Origin of the sequence: Niallia sp. FSL W8-0951 (assembly GCF_038006525.1) — a bacterium.
GTDB lineage: Bacteria > Bacillota > Bacilli > Bacillales > Cytobacillaceae > Niallia > Niallia circulans.
Map to the genome: position 1 here is coordinate 3,596,201 of NZ_JBBOVK010000001.1, position 14,944 is coordinate 3,611,144.

The following is a 14,944-nucleotide window of genomic DNA, read 5'->3' on the forward strand; positions in this document are numbered from 1 at the left end:
CCTTGCTGGGGTTTATCTTTGATTGAAATACTTATGTCTCAACCTGTTTCTCGTCTTCTTTTATAGATCGGTTTGTTTATTTATCCTCTGGGACTTTAATATCTTTTCGATTTTCTTGTTTAGTCATCTTATAGAAATATACAGTTTTCGTTGTTTTATGGCCAGCTAAATCGGTTGCTGTGAATTCAAATTCATTTAAGCCATTTTCTAAGTCTAATTCCACTTTCTTGATTGTTTTTTCTAAACTTCTCATAGCATATGGCTCTTTAAATGTCTGATAATAAAGCTCACTTCCATTTAGAGCTAATTGAATATCATCAAAATTATCCTTTACTGTTACATGTACAGTTGGATTTTTGCCATTGCTATTTACGATTCGATTGCCAGAAAGCCCTTTGAAGGAGATGACGGGTGCTTCAGCATCAACGATAAAGCTTCGTTTAAAGACTGCTGTATTATCAGCACTGTCTATTGCTTTGATTTCAACAGAATGAACGCCATTTTCATAAGGAATGACTGTATTAAAGGTATATTCTTCTTTCTCCTCATTATAAACAGTGTCTACTTTTTGACCGCCAATCGTAAATTCTTTAAGGTCCGATTCATCCTTGATTGTTCCACTAAATACCACTTCTTTTTCTCCATACACCTCTAAAGCTTCTGGGGTCGCTAAAGAGATTACGGGAATAGTTGTATCCTTCTTCTCTTCTTCGGCAACCACACTTGCTTCCTCTTTATTGCCAGCATAATCATACGCAACAACTGTTACAGATGTACCTGGTTTTACTTCATTCGGCAAAGTAAATTCAGTTGTTTCACCGCTGACTGGAGTAGTTACAACTGATTTCCCATCTACTAAAATATCTAAATAAGAAATCCCAGAGCCATTTTCATCATCAGACGCAGCAATTTCCAATACTTTATTATCTTCTGCTAAGTCCACTTCAACAGTTGGACTTACTGTATCAACAATAACCGGAATATCTACTATCTGTGGTTTTGCACCTTTATAGTCAAGGGTTGCACTAACGCGGTAGAAATATTGCCCTTCCACTAGCTTTCCATTCACTTTTCCATCCCATGCCCAATTGGAATCAAGAACATATTTTGTTCCTTTGCCGCCATCATAGTAATTCTTTCTAATTTCTTCTTGTGTACGTAATGTCCTTACGGTTTTCCCCTTACTATCAACAATAGAGAATTGAACTTTCTTTGCATTTCTTAAAAACGATAGAACCGGAATTATTTCTTCTTGGACTCCATCATTATTTGGAGAAATGGCAATTCCTTCTTTTGTAAACTTACTTGTAATCGGATCATATCCAAGGTATAGGAAGTCTTCTCCTTCTTTTGTCACCGCTCCAGCCATGCCATAGAAAGATGTCTCATCATATTTCATCCCATCTAAAATGGGTGCTTTGTTCCAGTCACCTTTAAATCCAACATACGGCACGGTTAATGTTGCATTTGTTTCCTGAGGATCTGTTAATGTTACATACCCTTCCACAAAATAGCCATTTTCAAATACGCGATCAATCGCTACAGGTGTTTCCCAACTGCCTGTTTGAGAAGGATCAATTACTTTTGCATTTGTTAAATCAACAGATACTTTAATTTTTTTGCTTTTGTTGGCAGGAATGCTTATCGTTGTTTCATTCTTATCATTTACTTTTATCTTTGCATCCAAAATCTTCTGTGCTTCTAATAGATTAGCAGTATAACCTAACTCTCCGTAAGCCGCAAAGTCTGTTTGTATATTTGCAGCCACATCATACTTAACCTTCTTATCACTATAGTTTTTCGCTTCTAGAGTAAAAGTAAAGGTGTTTCCTACTTCTTTTAAGGCTACTTTCCCTTCTTTCGTCTTCTTCTCCGTTACTATAACAGGTGATTGTAATGCTGCATGCAGCTGCATTAATCCAGCACCTTGACGACGTGGAGAATATGGTACCTCCCAGTCAAATGCACTGTTTACTGTTCCAATATCTGTCACCGGTTTAGCGGTGTTCATTAAGAGATTTTTCGCAATGTTTACTCGATCAAAGCCTGACACATCGAATTCATTATCTACACGTTCTAATACAAGGGCAGATCCCCCTGAAACATGCGGAGCTGCCATCGACGTTCCACTCTTCATCCCATATTGATTATTTTCTAAAGTAGAATAGATTTGTCCACCTGGTGCTGTGATTTCTGGTTTAAAGTCTAAGTTATTCGTTAGGCCCCATGAGGAAAAGCTACTCATTTTTCCGGCTTCTGGATTAGCGGAAGTTATTTTTTTGCCATCAAATGTAATCGAGATAGTTTCACCACTTTGAAGAGCTGCTGCTAATTTATCCCCATCTGTTTTTAATAAGAATAGTTGAGGAATCTTAATGCTTGCATCTGTTGCCATGCTAACAAAGCCATCTGTATTATTATAAATAATAACACCAGCTGCCCCTGCCTGCTGTGCATTGATTGCTTTATCCACGAAGCCGATTTCGCCTCTTTGGATGAGCGCATAGTTATCCTTCACATCAACTGCGGCTAATTCTTCTGGTTTCCCTAATCCAGCATAAACAATTTTAAATGTTTTTTCCGTAACTGAATTTGGGTGAACACTGCCTGCTGACAGGAATCCAGCTTGTTCCATCTGACCATCATATTGATAGGAAAGTGCATCAATATCTATAAAACTATTTTCAATAGATGCAACTTGTAAACTATCATAGGCAACACCTGGTGAACCAGATACTCCAATATCAGGGTTAGAGCTAGATGGATTGGCAAAGCCATTTCCAAAATGGGCAGAGTTTCCAGCTGAAATAGACATCATAATTCCATTTTCCACAGCACGCTCTACAGCTTGCTGCTCTGGTGCATCGGCCGCAACAAAACCTGCTGGAGATCCTAAACTCATGTTAAGGACATCTGCACCCAATACGATCGCATCATCAATAGCTTTAATATAAATATCTCCCCAGGTAGTCGATACAGTTGGGTCATTTCCGAAAACCTTTAACGCTAAAAGCTGTGCCTCTGGCGCAACTCCTTTAATCCCATTATTGTCTTCATCGCCATTTGCTCCAACAGTACCTGCGACGTGCATCCCATGCATACTTGCCCCTTCAGCGATATCTTGAATAATGTCATTTTCATCCATATAGTTATATCCGTATGGTACCTTTTCGCTATAAAATTTACCTTTAAGCCCATTTTCCTTTTTAAATTGGGCAATTTCTTCCTTGCTCAATTCCTCTTCTGTTTCATCAGAAAGTACCATGTCCTTATGATTTGGGTCAATGCCGGTATCAATTACACCAACAATCATTCCTTCGCCTTTAAAACCATAATCCCGCCAAGCATCTTGAGCTTGTACAAGTTCTTTACTATATATCATGTCTGCTTCTTCTTCTGGTCTTTCATAAGCTGTGGCAATATGTACTTTTGCTACCTCTGGAAGTTCCTCGATTTTTTCAATATCTCCGTACTTCATTTCTCCACTAAAACCATTAAAAATGGTGGTGAAATTCTCTAATTCCTTAAATTTTACTTTTCTTGCTTTTACTTTTTCTTTTACTTTTTTCTGCTCTGCTAACTTTTCGCTCTTTAATTTTTCTTTTGTTGATTTAGGCAATTCTTTTACTTGCTTTGCTTGTGCTTGAGCATATTGCACCGTCGGCTCCGTGTTCATCTCTACCACTACCCGAACCGTATCGTTTTTATTATAAGTGGTCTCTAGCTCGTCCACCTTTATGGTTTGGATATTTTGCTTGTTTTCTTCTCCTTTTTTACGAATTTCCTTATCTGGTACAGTTGCTGCCAATACACTATTGGAAAATAGCATACAGAGCATAATAACTAGAAAAAATACTTTTCTAAGTTTCATGTTAAAACTCCCCTCTACCCCTTCTTTATTTTCGGAATATATCGAACTATATAAAAATATCACAATATTCTTATATTTATTAAGGGACGAAAGTACTGTCTCTCTCTTGTATATACTAGTAATTTAGTCAGTAAATATCGCATTTTTATTCCTTTTTCGCCAAGAGCTGACGTTATTCTGCTTTTCTGCCAATATCAGGATATAATCACCTTGGGGAATTATTGATGAAAGGCTGTGATGAAAGCTAGTTTTTAGAAGCAAATGTTAGCAAAAATTATAAAACATTCTCCTTTTAGAAAGAATAGATTAAAAAAATAGTGAACAATATAAAACAAACTTTTATTAATATAATTTTTAAAGAGATTGTTTTCAGATGGAGGCAGGGAGAATATTTTTGTACTATACGAAATAGAATTATATTTACTTATTTTCCAATCGGATCATTCGAGAGCTTAGATAATTCATCAAGGTAAGGTATAATAAAAGAAAAGGAGAATTTGCCTGGGGAGGGATTATCGTGAAAACTTTTAAATTAATTTCTTTACAGATTCTCACGAAGGAAAAGCTAGTGCCGATTAAATTGATTGATGGATTGATTATAAATAAAGAAGATGATTTTAATCATTGGCTAATTGAGGTTTATACAGAATTAGCTGCTATCGCTTTTCTTGATGAAGCATTTCAGAAGAAGGAGGAGTTGCTTGTTCAAGCTGTTATCTCAAAAAAAGAAAATGATCCCGCTCCTTTTGAAGTAACGATTCTGTCTATCCAAAATTTTGGTGATAAAGCAAGCATTCTTTTAGAAGGAACATTAAAAAGAGACAGAAAAGACTATGCAGAGCTATTGCTCCAATATCTAATCGAAGAAGGCTATGAAGGGAAAAAATTATCGAATAAATTTACTGAGCTGATGCAAAGCAAGCCACAGACATTTTTGGAGAAGAAGCTGTAGGTTGCAGGAGAACTATTGAATAGACGAATCTCAAGGCCTGGAATAACCTTGAGATTCTGAACATATAGGCTCTTTATCGATCTATATCGTCTTTGTCTTTCATATCATCTTTATCTTCGATCATATCTTCACCAGGATCATTATCATCCTTTGTTGGATCTAGATCATCATCTTTATTTTCATCTGGTACATCTGGTTCGTTGTCATTATCCAGATCAGTACCTCTGTCTGGAACAACGTCATTCGTATCTAAGTCTTTATCTTCGATTGTGGTATCATCATCCGGTGGAGGACTTTGATTATCATCATCATTACCACAAGCAGTTAACAGCATAGCAGATAACGCTGAAACTCCTAATAACTTCATCCATTTAGTCATTCGTTATACCCCTTTTCTTGATAAGTATCATTCATGACCATTCATTTGGTCAGTTATTAGGTTATCCAAGAAAAGAAAATTATTACGCCTTATTATTCAATTCCAATAATAAACAATGTTGTAAAGAAAAAAAGAAGAAGCTGCTCGTTTAAACAGACACCTCTTCTTTCTGCCTTTTTATGCTTCTTTCTTATCTCCAAGGGCAAACATAATTTCTGCTTCACAGGCAATTTCACCATCAACAGTAGCTACACATTTTCCCTTTCCAAAATTGCCACGTAGTCTTGTCATTTCTACTTCTAGTCGCAGCTGATCTCCTGGAAACACTTGCTTTTTAAAGCGGCAGTTATCTACTCCAGCAAAGAAAGCTAATCTTCCTTTATTCTCTTCCTTAATCAACATGGCAACCGCTCCTACTTGCGCCAATGCTTCTACAATTAATACACCTGGCATAACTGGGTATTCAGGGAAATGCCCATTAAAATATTCTTCATTTGCCGATACATTTTTAATACCTACAGCTTTTTTACCTTCTTCCACTTCTAAAATTCTATCTACTAATAAAAATGGATATCGATGAGGAATTATTTCTTTAATTTGATTAATATCTAACATTTTGTGACCTCCTACTAATATGTGGTTATATTATATTGTACTAAAAAAAGCTATGAAAAAGGAAGGGATATCCCCTCCTTTTTTAAGATGTTTTTTAAAATAGTTGTTCTAGCTATCATCCTGAACAGCTATTTCGTTAATTTGATCATTCCAGCACACCAGCAAAAAAGGAATCTGTAATTATTTTTACAAATTCCCATCTTCTTTACTCTTCATTTATCAAATTGACAATATGCATCCAGGTATCTTTTTTAAAGGTATCTGTTGCTTTTCCGTTTCCCATTACACTATAACCGACAACGGCTCCAGCTAGAACACTTACAGCCATTACTAAAATAATAACAACAATACGTAGCCATATAGGAAACAGACGAACTCTAATCTTCTGTTTAGGAGAAGCTTTCTCTTCTGGATTATTCTTCTCTTTTTGATCTTTTTTAACCTGTTCTCTTGTCTTAACCATTTCTTGACTACTGCTATTTAATGCCATCACTTTTCTCCTTTTTTAACGTATTCCATTCACTAATCCCATCATCTGATCTGCTAAAGAGATGGATCTGGACTGAAATTGGTAGGAGCGCTGTGTAGCAATCAGATTGACCATTTCTTTGCTTATATCCACATTAGATTGTTCTAATGCATTTTGTTTCATTGCAATTTCATTTCTTCTGCCGCCATTCAAATCGACCATTACTTGATTTTCATCAGCAGTGTCAGAGAGTCGATATAAGTTCTCCCCTGTTTTTTCAAGGCTTTGCGGATTATTAGCATACGATATGCCGAGATTAAAGGTTTCCTGCCCGCCATTATTCAATTGAATTGTTAAAGTTCCTGTTGATGAAAAAGCATATTCTTTAACATTATTATTTAATAAAATTGGGTTATTATTCTCGTCAAGGATAGCATGGCCTTCTTTCGTAACCAGCATATTCTCATTATTAGATACAGGTGATAAATACATCGCTCCATCTCTCGTATAACGCATTTCGGAAGTTCCTCCGTCTTGCACCAATACTCTGTATAATTGTCCTTCTTTCGTCAATGCAGTATCCAAAACGCGATCAGATGATTTAATCATTCCTTGTGTCATCACTAATTGCGTTTGAGCCATTTTAGCGCCTACTCCTTGCCTGATGCCGTTTGGCGTCTGACGATTGACTTCCTGCGTTTCATCCTTTTGATTATTAAATTGCTGATAAAGCATATCTGTAAACGTCCCATTTTGCCTTTTATAGCCTGTAGTATCAACATTAGCCATATTATTACTAATAAGATCCATTTGCTTTTGCAGCTGTGTTAAAGTATTACTAGCCGTTATCATCGTTCTATTCATAGCGATTCCCCCCTTTACTACTATCTAAATGATTCTTATAGCTTACCAATTTCATTTGCGGCTTGATCCATGCTCTTATCATAAGCCTGCAATATTTTCTGATTAGCTTCAAATGCTCGATAAGCAGTCATCATATCTGTCATTGTCTGCGCTGTATCAACATTAGAATTCTCTAAAAAACCTTGATTGATTTGAAAGGTAACTTGGTTATTTGCATAAGCACTTTGTAGAGCGGCTCCATCTTGTGCTCGATACAAACCATCCCCCTCTTTTACGAGCTGTTCCGGTGAATCTGTATAACTTATTCCAAGACGATACACTTCTCCATTACTGCTTGTAAGCACTCCATCAGATGTAACAGAGAAATCCGTACTTGTAAGTTGAATTCGTTCATTATTTTCATCTAAAACGTAAGCACCACTAGAAGTAGTTAAATACCCTTGGCCATCTAAGGTGAAATTTCCGTTTCTCGAATAAGCAACTCCATTATCATTTTGCACTGTAAAAAATAATCCGCCGCCAGCATTCGTTCCATTCCCTGGAACATTCGCGTTTAAGATTGCTAAATCTGTCTTTAATCCTGTTTGATTAAGATCACCTTGAGTAAACTTCGGGATTATTTCTTGCATATAGACTCCTGTTGCTAAATAGCCTACTTGCTGCTTTTCTACAGTACCAGCTGCATTTTTCCTAACGCTTTGCTGTAATAATTCAGGAAAAGCTCTCATGGATGATTGATCTGCTTTAAAACCCGGTGTCGTACTGTTGGCCATATTATTAGAAAGCATTTCGGTTTTGCGCTGCTGAGCAAGCATACCAGAAGCTGCTGTATAGAACCCTTTAAACATAATTGTCTCCTATCTATACAAAAATTTCGATTCAAGCATATATATTCTATTATAAAAAAAATATCAAAAGATTACATTAAATTTTGTTGAAAAAAGTCTAAAAATGTTCGTTATATTAATCATTTATTATATCGGCTATTCATAGGAACAATCTACTGGAAGATAAAGGAGGAAGAAGAACCTTATGGTTACTAAAAAAACAGAAACAGCTAAATAAAAAATCGGAATAAGAAAAAGAAATTTTTCCATTCCGATTTTTTAGGTTTAAGACTTATACAAACGGGTATGAAATAAATAGATTTCATTTTCCTATGCATAAACAAGTTTTTTCACTTGTTTATGCCCCCCCATTTTTTAGCTTAATTTTCTTTTTGGAAGACGATCAATATTATCTAACATTATTCCTGTACCGATTGCTACAGAATCCATTGGATTTTCAGCTACTAATACAGGAACCTTCAATTCATCCGCTAATAGTAAGTCAATCCCGTGAAGTAATGCTCCACCACCAGTTAAGATAACTCCACGATCAATGATATCAGCAGAAAGCTCAGGTGGTGTTCTTTCTAAGACACTTTTAGCAGCTTGTACAATAACAGATACGGACTCTCTTAATGCTTGCTCAATTTCCTCTGAATGTACCGTAATAGTTCTTGGAAGACCAGAAACCATGTCACGACCGCGAATATCCATTTCTTCTTTTCTAGAACCTGGAAAAACAGTTCCAATATTAATTTTTATATTCTCTGCCGTACGTTCTCCAATTAAGAGCTTATATTTTCGTTTAATATATTGGAGAATTTCATTATCAAATTTATCTCCAGCCATTTTAATACTAGAAGAAGTAACGATATCCCCCATTGATAGCACTGCTACATCTGTAGTACCGCCGCCAATATCAACAACCATATTTCCACTTGGTTGGAAAATATCCATTCCTGCACCAATCGCTGCAACCTTTGGTTCTTCTTCTAAATAGATTTTCTTTCCACCACTTTTTTCGGCTGCTTCTTTAATTGCTTTTTGTTCCACACTAGTAATATTTGTTGGACAACAAATAAGAATTCTTGGCTTTGAAAGAAATCCTTTTACGTTCAATTTATTAATGAAATGCTTTAGCATTGCTTCTGTTACATCAAAATCAGCGATAACGCCATCCTTTAGTGGGCGAATAGCAACAATATTTCCAGGCGTACGTCCGACCATACTACGAGCTTCTTCTCCTACCGCTAACACTCTGCCTGTATTGCGATCTAATGCCACAACAGAAGGCTCATTTAATACAATCCCTTTTCCTTTTACATGAATGAGTACATTTGCTGTTCCTAAATCGATACCAATATCTCTAGCAAACATTATATATGCTCCTCCTTCGCCTTTAGCTTTTCCATTTTTTTCATTTTATAATTTCATTTTCCTTATAGAGACAAAGAGCTGGCTTCCACACTATATGTAACGACATCCTCATATTTAAGTTTCATTAAATGTAGTTAAACGAAAAAACATTCCTAAGAATTCCTTCCATTCACACAGTTATAGCGCCTTTTTAAATGCCACTAAATATTTACCTCGCTTAAATATGTCTTTCTTATCGCTCTATATTAAATCAACCATTTTCATTCTTTTGTAAAGTGAATTATGTATTTTTCAGGTTAAAATTTGTATGTTTTTTTCTCTATCTATTTAAACCACTCTAATTTTTTATTTTATCATAAGATCACGAAATAAGTAACTTTTTGTAAAAAAAATGAGTTTTTTTTCACAAAATAATTTTCTTTTTTCTCAAACAAGAAAAAGGACATTGCTTCCAAGGTCCTTTTAGCTATTATGTACCCTTTATTAGCATTCCAAAATGAGTTGCTTTTTATACTCATTCTTTTTCTCTATCGATGGAGACACCTCCACCGATAGACTGTTGTAACTCCATTTTTCTAAACTTCCCTTTCTGTTTTAAATATTTCCAGGGTAACTTAATATTGCATACTTTTTCTATTTAATTAATGCATTCATGATAAAGCATTACCCTGGAATTTCTTACTGTACAGTTTCCCCTTCAAGCTCTTCCTTTTTATATTTCATTTTTGTTGCTTCCCCACCGCGTAGATGTCGTATTGATTTATGATAATCAAGGATCTCTTTCACTTCATTTGCTAAATCTGGGTTAATTTCAGGAAGTCTTTCTGTTAAATCTTTATGGACTGTACTTTTGGATACGCCAAACTCCTTCGCTATTACGCGAACCGTTTTTCTCGTCTCCACGATATACTTTCCAATCTTGATAGTTCTCTCTTTGATGTAATCGTGCACACCACTCGCCCTCCCTAAATTGGATGTGAGAAGTGTGAAATGAGACTCGCTTTTCGCTTCATTGAAATTCTTCATCCCGCACGTTTCCTTTCCTGCATAATACTTTTCTTCATGCGGCAGAAAGTCAAAAGCTTTCTGTTCTTATAGGGATTAAACATGTCCTCAACTACATATCCATTATCTTCAAACGACCCCTCACTCCAAACTTCCGCTTTGTAAGGTTTGTAACATTTTATTAGCTTGGGTAAGACTTTATGCAGAAAAATATGAATAGGGACAAGGTTTATCTGTTTTTTTCTATATTTACTTGTTTTTGAGGAATTAAATAGCTATGTTTTATGCGAAACAATTGATTGGCTTGAAAAACAGGAATGATATTTTTAAAAAGAGGAAATTGCCGATGTGTGGTTTTACATCTGTTATTATTAGAAAAATATCTGTTATTTTCATCGTCTAGAGGTTTAATATTTCCCGAGAAATTTGTCATTTTCCGCTCGTAAGTGACTATTATCCATTTATGTCTTCCACTTATAGTTAAATTATACTACTACTTTTCACTTATAAATGTTCTGGAGTTATTAGATGTCTTGCCTTTTAGTGGACTATTCGAGGATATAAAGGGAGATGTCTAGATGAGAATTCTTTGTATTTACGTATTTTCTTCGACATTTCCCATCCATAAAATACTTCTTTCGAGAATACATAAAGGTTGCTATAAAGTAGCTATCACTCGCATAATCATTATTTTATGCTTTGTAAAAACTACTTATAGCAACCTCTAGTTATTAAGCGTTTGGATCTGTGGTTGTAGACCCTTCTGAATCTTCATCCTGTTTAGCGTCTGTTCCATTTTCTAATTTGTTATCTGTCGGCAATTCTTCATCGGAATTACTTGATTTTTCTACTGCTGAATCATTTCCAGAAGTAGCACCAGAAGTATCATCACTTTGTAAAGCACTTACCGGTTTACCAAAATAATCAATAGGGTTCACAGCTACATTGTCTTTTCTTACTTCAAAGTGGACATGAACTCCTGCTTCTTGATTCAACTTACTTTTTCCAGCAGTTGCTAATGGTTGGCCTTTCTTTACTTCAGCGCCTTCTTCCACTTGGAAATCCTTCACAGATTGATAATATGTTTTAATCCCATTGTCATGATCAATTTCAATTGTATTCCCTAATAGAGAATCTTCCGCAACTTTTGTAACGGTTCCACTTAGAGCTGCTACTACTTCAAATTCGCTATCATCTTCCATTTTTAAGTCAATACCTGTGTTTGGCTGATATTGATTATTATAGAATACTAAAGATTCAGCTTGCTTTTCTTTACTAGCCGTATTATCATAGAACTCTTTTTGTGTAATGAAAGAATCTTCATCGACTACTGGCCATGCAAAGTTCTCAAATTCCTTTGCTACTGGTTCTGCAGGTTCATCTGTTTGTTTTGTTGGCATATCAGCGTTATTATATTTATACTTATCTGTTTCTGATGCGCTATTTTGATACCAAAGGACCCCTGTTAGAATAATAGCTGCACTTGCGATATAAATGGCTGGAAATGCCCAACGCTTTTTAAAAAAGCTTTTTACTTTTGACTTTGGAGAAGTACGTTTGTTTTCTTCCTCTCTCATTTTATCATCACCTCAGCAATCATTCTGAACAGATAATGATAAATATATACCTACATGCTAAAAAATTTTTTAGACTTATTTTTCGACAAAGTTCTTGAGTTTATACATAGAAACGAAAATTTTAATTATTAATGGGATGAAGTCACAATAAATAAAGCAAGCCTTCTTGAGGAAGACTTGCTTTTTAGGCTTGTAATTAGTGCTTTGGCTGATTCACCCGCTGCTTTGGCTGATTCACCCGCTGCTTTGGCTGATATTTCTCTACTTTGGCTGATTTCACCGCTACTTTGGCTGATCCCCTTATTTCTGAGCTGTGTATTTCGCTAGCATATCATCAGATGCTGTTACATCTACCCCTTTATAATAGTATTTTACGATTTCTTCATAGTTTTTCCCATTTGCGGCCATTCCGTTTGCCCCATATTGGCTCATGCCGACACCATGACCATATCCTTTTGTAGCAATATAAACGTTATTTCCCTTTCGTTCCATTGTAAAGTCCGTTGATTTTAAGCTTAACTTTTCTCTAATATCTGTTCCTGATAATTGTTTTCCATTAATCTTGGCACTTGCAATTCGTTTTCCTTTTGTATATTTAACGTCTTCTAATACTTTCCTGTCAGCTGTAAGCTTAACGCCTAAGCTCTTCTCGAAGTCTTTAACAGGCATTGTCACTTCCCCTTTAAACTTTGGCGAATTGACATCCCATGGGCTTTCCACACTTTGTAAATAGGAGATGGAATTAGCCCAGACATCATCTGAATTTTCCGTGTATCCATTGCTTGTGGAGAAAAACGTGGCATCAATAGGAGTACCTTCATACGTTAAAATTTGCCCCTTTGTAGCCGCTACAGCCTCTTCTATTTTAGCCATATTCTTCTTCCAATCTAACCCATCATTTTCCCAAATTTTCTTTAATTCTTCGCGGTTATTATACACTTGGTAGTTTATTGTATCGCCAACTAATGCTCCCTTTGGAAGATCTGTTTTCTCTTGATGCATCATTCTTTTTACAATATATGTTCTCGCTGTTAAGGCTTGTGCTTTTAATGCTTCTTTTTCAAATTTCGCTGGCATTTCTGATGCAACAACCCCAACTACATATTCTTCTAAGTCTAATTTCTCTACTTCTTGTTTATTTTCACGATATACAGCTACTTCAATAGCAGGCTCTGGCGTTTCTGCAGGTGGTATATTACTCTTTACCTCTTCCTTTTTATCCTGAATAGAGGGCAGAACAAGGATGGTCGGAATAAGTATAGTAATAGCAAACAGAATAACTCCTAGTACGATGAAAGGTTTGATTTTAATCATGAATAAAGCCTCCATAAGATAGAAATAAGACCTTTTTAACTGTCTCTAAAACATTCTTATGGAGATGGACAAGCTTTTATTCCTTCTTTTTTCTAGAGAAATATCCTTAATTTATGGTTCTAAACATATCCGTTTTGCATACTATTTTAGCAATCCTGTGTTTTAAACAACTCCGGTAATCCCCTCTATTATATAACAGATATTAACAGAAGTAGGAACTGAAACATATATAGAAGCCTCTATTGAACTTCTCGGTTATTCTAAAATATTTTTCATATTATGTATAATTTTGCCCATAAAAAAACAAACTTTATCTATCGGAATGAAATCGATAAATAAAGTTTGCCAATTATATTTATGCATTTAAATCTGCAACATAGCTTGCCGTTAACGTTAATTCACTTTCTTCGGTAATTCTTTCAATATCAGCGCCTAACGCAGCTAATTTTTCGTGGAAATTAACATAACCACGATCTAAGTGTTTAAGCTCTGTAACGCGTGTAATACCGTCTGCTACAAGTCCAGACAATATTAAGGCAGCAGCAGCACGTAAATCAGTAGCAGCTACTTCTGCACCTTGCAGATTAGTTGGTCCATTCATAACAACAGAACGACCTTCAATTTTCACATCGCCATTCATACGTCTAAATTCTTCTACATGCATAAAACGGTTTTCAAAAACAGTTTCTGTAATCATACTTGTTCCCTTTGCACGAAGAAGTAATGCCATCATTTGAGATTGCATATCTGTTGGAAATCCTGGATGAGGCATTGTTTTGATATCTACAGCTTTTAAATTTTCTGCACTAATCACACGGATACCGTCTTCTTCTTCTTTGAAAACAACACCCATCTCTTCCATTTTGGCAATCAAGGATGATAAATGTTCTGGAACCGCACCCTGTACAAGGACATTTCCATTAGTAATAGCAGCAGCGATTAAGAATGTCCCTGCTTCAATTCTATCCGGAATAATCGTATGTTCTGTACCATGTAGCACTTCTACACCTTCAATGCGAATAGTTCCTGTACCTGCTCCTCTTACTGTTGCGCCCATTTTATTTAGGAAGTTCGCCAAATCAACAATTTCAGGTTCTTTTGCTACGTTTTCAATAATAGTCGTACCTTCTGCTAAAGAAGCAGCCATCATAATATTTTCCGTCGCACCAACACTTGGGAAATCAAGATAGATTTTCGCACCTTTTAAACGTCCATCTACGGAAGCTTCGATAAATCCATTACCAACCTGAACCTTTGCTCCCATTGCTTCGAAACCTTTTAGATGTTGATCAATTGGTCTTGAACCAATTGCACAACCACCAGGTAATGCTACTCTTGCATGGCCATTTCTTGCTAACAAAGATCCCATTACTAAAACAGATGCGCGCATTTTTCTTACGTACTCAAATGGCGCTTCAACGCTTAAATCATTTGATGCATCTACAGTTACTTCTCCGTTTTCAAAATGTACTTCTGCATTTAAATATCGCAATACTTCATTAATCGTATATACATCTGAAAGAGTCGGAACTGATTTAATTATACTTTTTCCATCACTTGCTAATAATGTAGCGGCGATCACAGGCAAAACGGCATTTTTTGCGCCTTCTACTTTAACCGTTCCATTCAACCTTTTTCCGCCGCGGACGATGATTTTATCCAAAGTCTATTCCCCTCCGCGTCCAATATCTCTA

At 35.8% G+C, this 14,944-nt stretch carries 12 protein-coding genes; 1 reads left to right on the forward strand and 11 read right to left on the reverse strand.

Going from position 1 to position 14,944, the window contains the following annotated elements:
* Positions 1-76: 76 nt before the first annotated feature.
* Positions 77-3,871 (reverse strand): S8 family serine peptidase, encoded by a 3,795-nt coding sequence (locus tag NSS71_RS17560; protein ID WP_328282837.1) that lies wholly within the window; start codon positions 3,869-3,871, stop codon positions 77-79.
* A gap of 517 nt (positions 3,872-4,388) precedes the next feature.
* Here NSS71_RS17560 and NSS71_RS17565 point away from each other — a divergent pair.
* Entirely contained in the window at positions 4,389-4,823 is a 435-nt protein-coding gene (locus NSS71_RS17565) for a YwpF family protein (RefSeq protein WP_047942694.1), read from the forward strand.
* A 73-nt stretch (positions 4,824-4,896) separates the two neighbouring features.
* On the opposite strand, the gene NSS71_RS17570 is transcribed toward NSS71_RS17565, so the two are convergent.
* The 10 genes from NSS71_RS17570 to murA form a co-directional block, all read right to left on the reverse strand.
* Positions 4,897-5,202 (reverse strand): hypothetical protein, encoded by a 306-nt coding sequence (locus NSS71_RS17570; protein WP_047942696.1) that lies wholly within the window; start codon positions 5,200-5,202, stop codon positions 4,897-4,899.
* Between the two features lie 177 nt (positions 5,203-5,379).
* Entirely contained in the window at positions 5,380-5,817 is a 438-nt protein-coding gene (fabZ, locus tag NSS71_RS17575) for a 3-hydroxyacyl-ACP dehydratase FabZ (RefSeq protein WP_047942697.1), read from the reverse strand.
* A gap of 205 nt (positions 5,818-6,022) precedes the next feature.
* Entirely contained in the window at positions 6,023-6,307 is a 285-nt protein-coding gene (locus tag NSS71_RS17580) for a DNA-directed RNA polymerase subunit beta (protein WP_061800824.1), read from the reverse strand.
* A gap of 15 nt (positions 6,308-6,322) precedes the next feature.
* Positions 6,323-7,150, reverse strand: a complete 828-nt coding sequence (locus NSS71_RS17585) for a flagellar hook-basal body protein (RefSeq protein WP_328282836.1) — start codon at positions 7,148-7,150, stop codon at positions 6,323-6,325.
* A 35-nt stretch (positions 7,151-7,185) separates the two neighbouring features.
* A complete protein-coding gene (locus NSS71_RS17590) occupies positions 7,186-7,998 on the reverse strand; it encodes a flagellar hook-basal body protein (RefSeq protein ID WP_341151883.1) in 813 nt (270 codons plus the stop codon).
* A gap of 354 nt (positions 7,999-8,352) precedes the next feature.
* Positions 8,353-9,354, reverse strand: coding sequence for a rod shape-determining protein (locus tag NSS71_RS17595; RefSeq protein WP_061800827.1), 1,002 nt, complete (start codon positions 9,352-9,354; stop codon positions 8,353-8,355).
* A 678-nt stretch (positions 9,355-10,032) separates the two neighbouring features.
* Positions 10,033-10,305, reverse strand: a complete 273-nt coding sequence (gene spoIIID, locus NSS71_RS17600) for a sporulation transcriptional regulator SpoIIID (protein WP_016204804.1) — start codon at positions 10,303-10,305, stop codon at positions 10,033-10,035.
* Between the two features lie 785 nt (positions 10,306-11,090).
* The gene (locus NSS71_RS17605; protein WP_341151884.1) at positions 11,091-11,936 is read right to left on the reverse strand and encodes a M23 family metallopeptidase; all 846 of its coding nucleotides are present in this window, start codon (positions 11,934-11,936) and stop codon (positions 11,091-11,093) included.
* A gap of 300 nt (positions 11,937-12,236) precedes the next feature.
* Entirely contained in the window at positions 12,237-13,250 is a 1,014-nt protein-coding gene (gene spoIID / locus NSS71_RS17610; protein WP_047945080.1) for a stage II sporulation protein D, read from the reverse strand.
* A 355-nt stretch (positions 13,251-13,605) separates the two neighbouring features.
* Positions 13,606-14,913, reverse strand: a complete 1,308-nt coding sequence (murA, locus tag NSS71_RS17615; protein WP_047945079.1) for a UDP-N-acetylglucosamine 1-carboxyvinyltransferase — start codon at positions 14,911-14,913, stop codon at positions 13,606-13,608.
* Positions 14,914-14,944 lie beyond the last annotated feature (31 nt).

Excerpts from the sequence above, each read along its gene's own strand:
- NSS71_RS17560 (WP_328282837.1), bottom strand. The coding sequence starts at position 3,871 with ATGAAACTTAGAAAAGTATTTTTTCTAGTTATTATGCTCTGTATGCTA.
- spoIID (WP_047945080.1), bottom strand. The coding sequence starts at position 13,250 with ATGATTAAAATCAAACCTTTCATCGTACTAGGAGTTATTCTGTTTGCT.
- NSS71_RS17605 (WP_341151884.1), bottom strand. The coding sequence starts at position 11,936 with ATGAGAGAGGAAGAAAACAAACGTACTTCTCCAAAGTCAAAAGTAAAA.
- fabZ (WP_047942697.1), bottom strand. The coding sequence starts at position 5,817 with ATGTTAGATATTAATCAAATTAAAGAAATAATTCCTCATCGATATCCA.
- NSS71_RS17580 (WP_061800824.1), bottom strand. The coding sequence starts at position 6,307 with ATGGCATTAAATAGCAGTAGTCAAGAAATGGTTAAGACAAGAGAACAG.
- NSS71_RS17595 (WP_061800827.1), bottom strand. The coding sequence starts at position 9,354 with ATGTTTGCTAGAGATATTGGTATCGATTTAGGAACAGCAAATGTACTC.
- NSS71_RS17570 (WP_047942696.1), bottom strand. The coding sequence starts at position 5,202 with ATGACTAAATGGATGAAGTTATTAGGAGTTTCAGCGTTATCTGCTATG.
- NSS71_RS17585 (WP_328282836.1), bottom strand. The coding sequence starts at position 7,150 with ATGAATAGAACGATGATAACGGCTAGTAATACTTTAACACAGCTGCAA.
- NSS71_RS17590 (WP_341151883.1), bottom strand. The coding sequence starts at position 7,998 with ATGTTTAAAGGGTTCTATACAGCAGCTTCTGGTATGCTTGCTCAGCAG.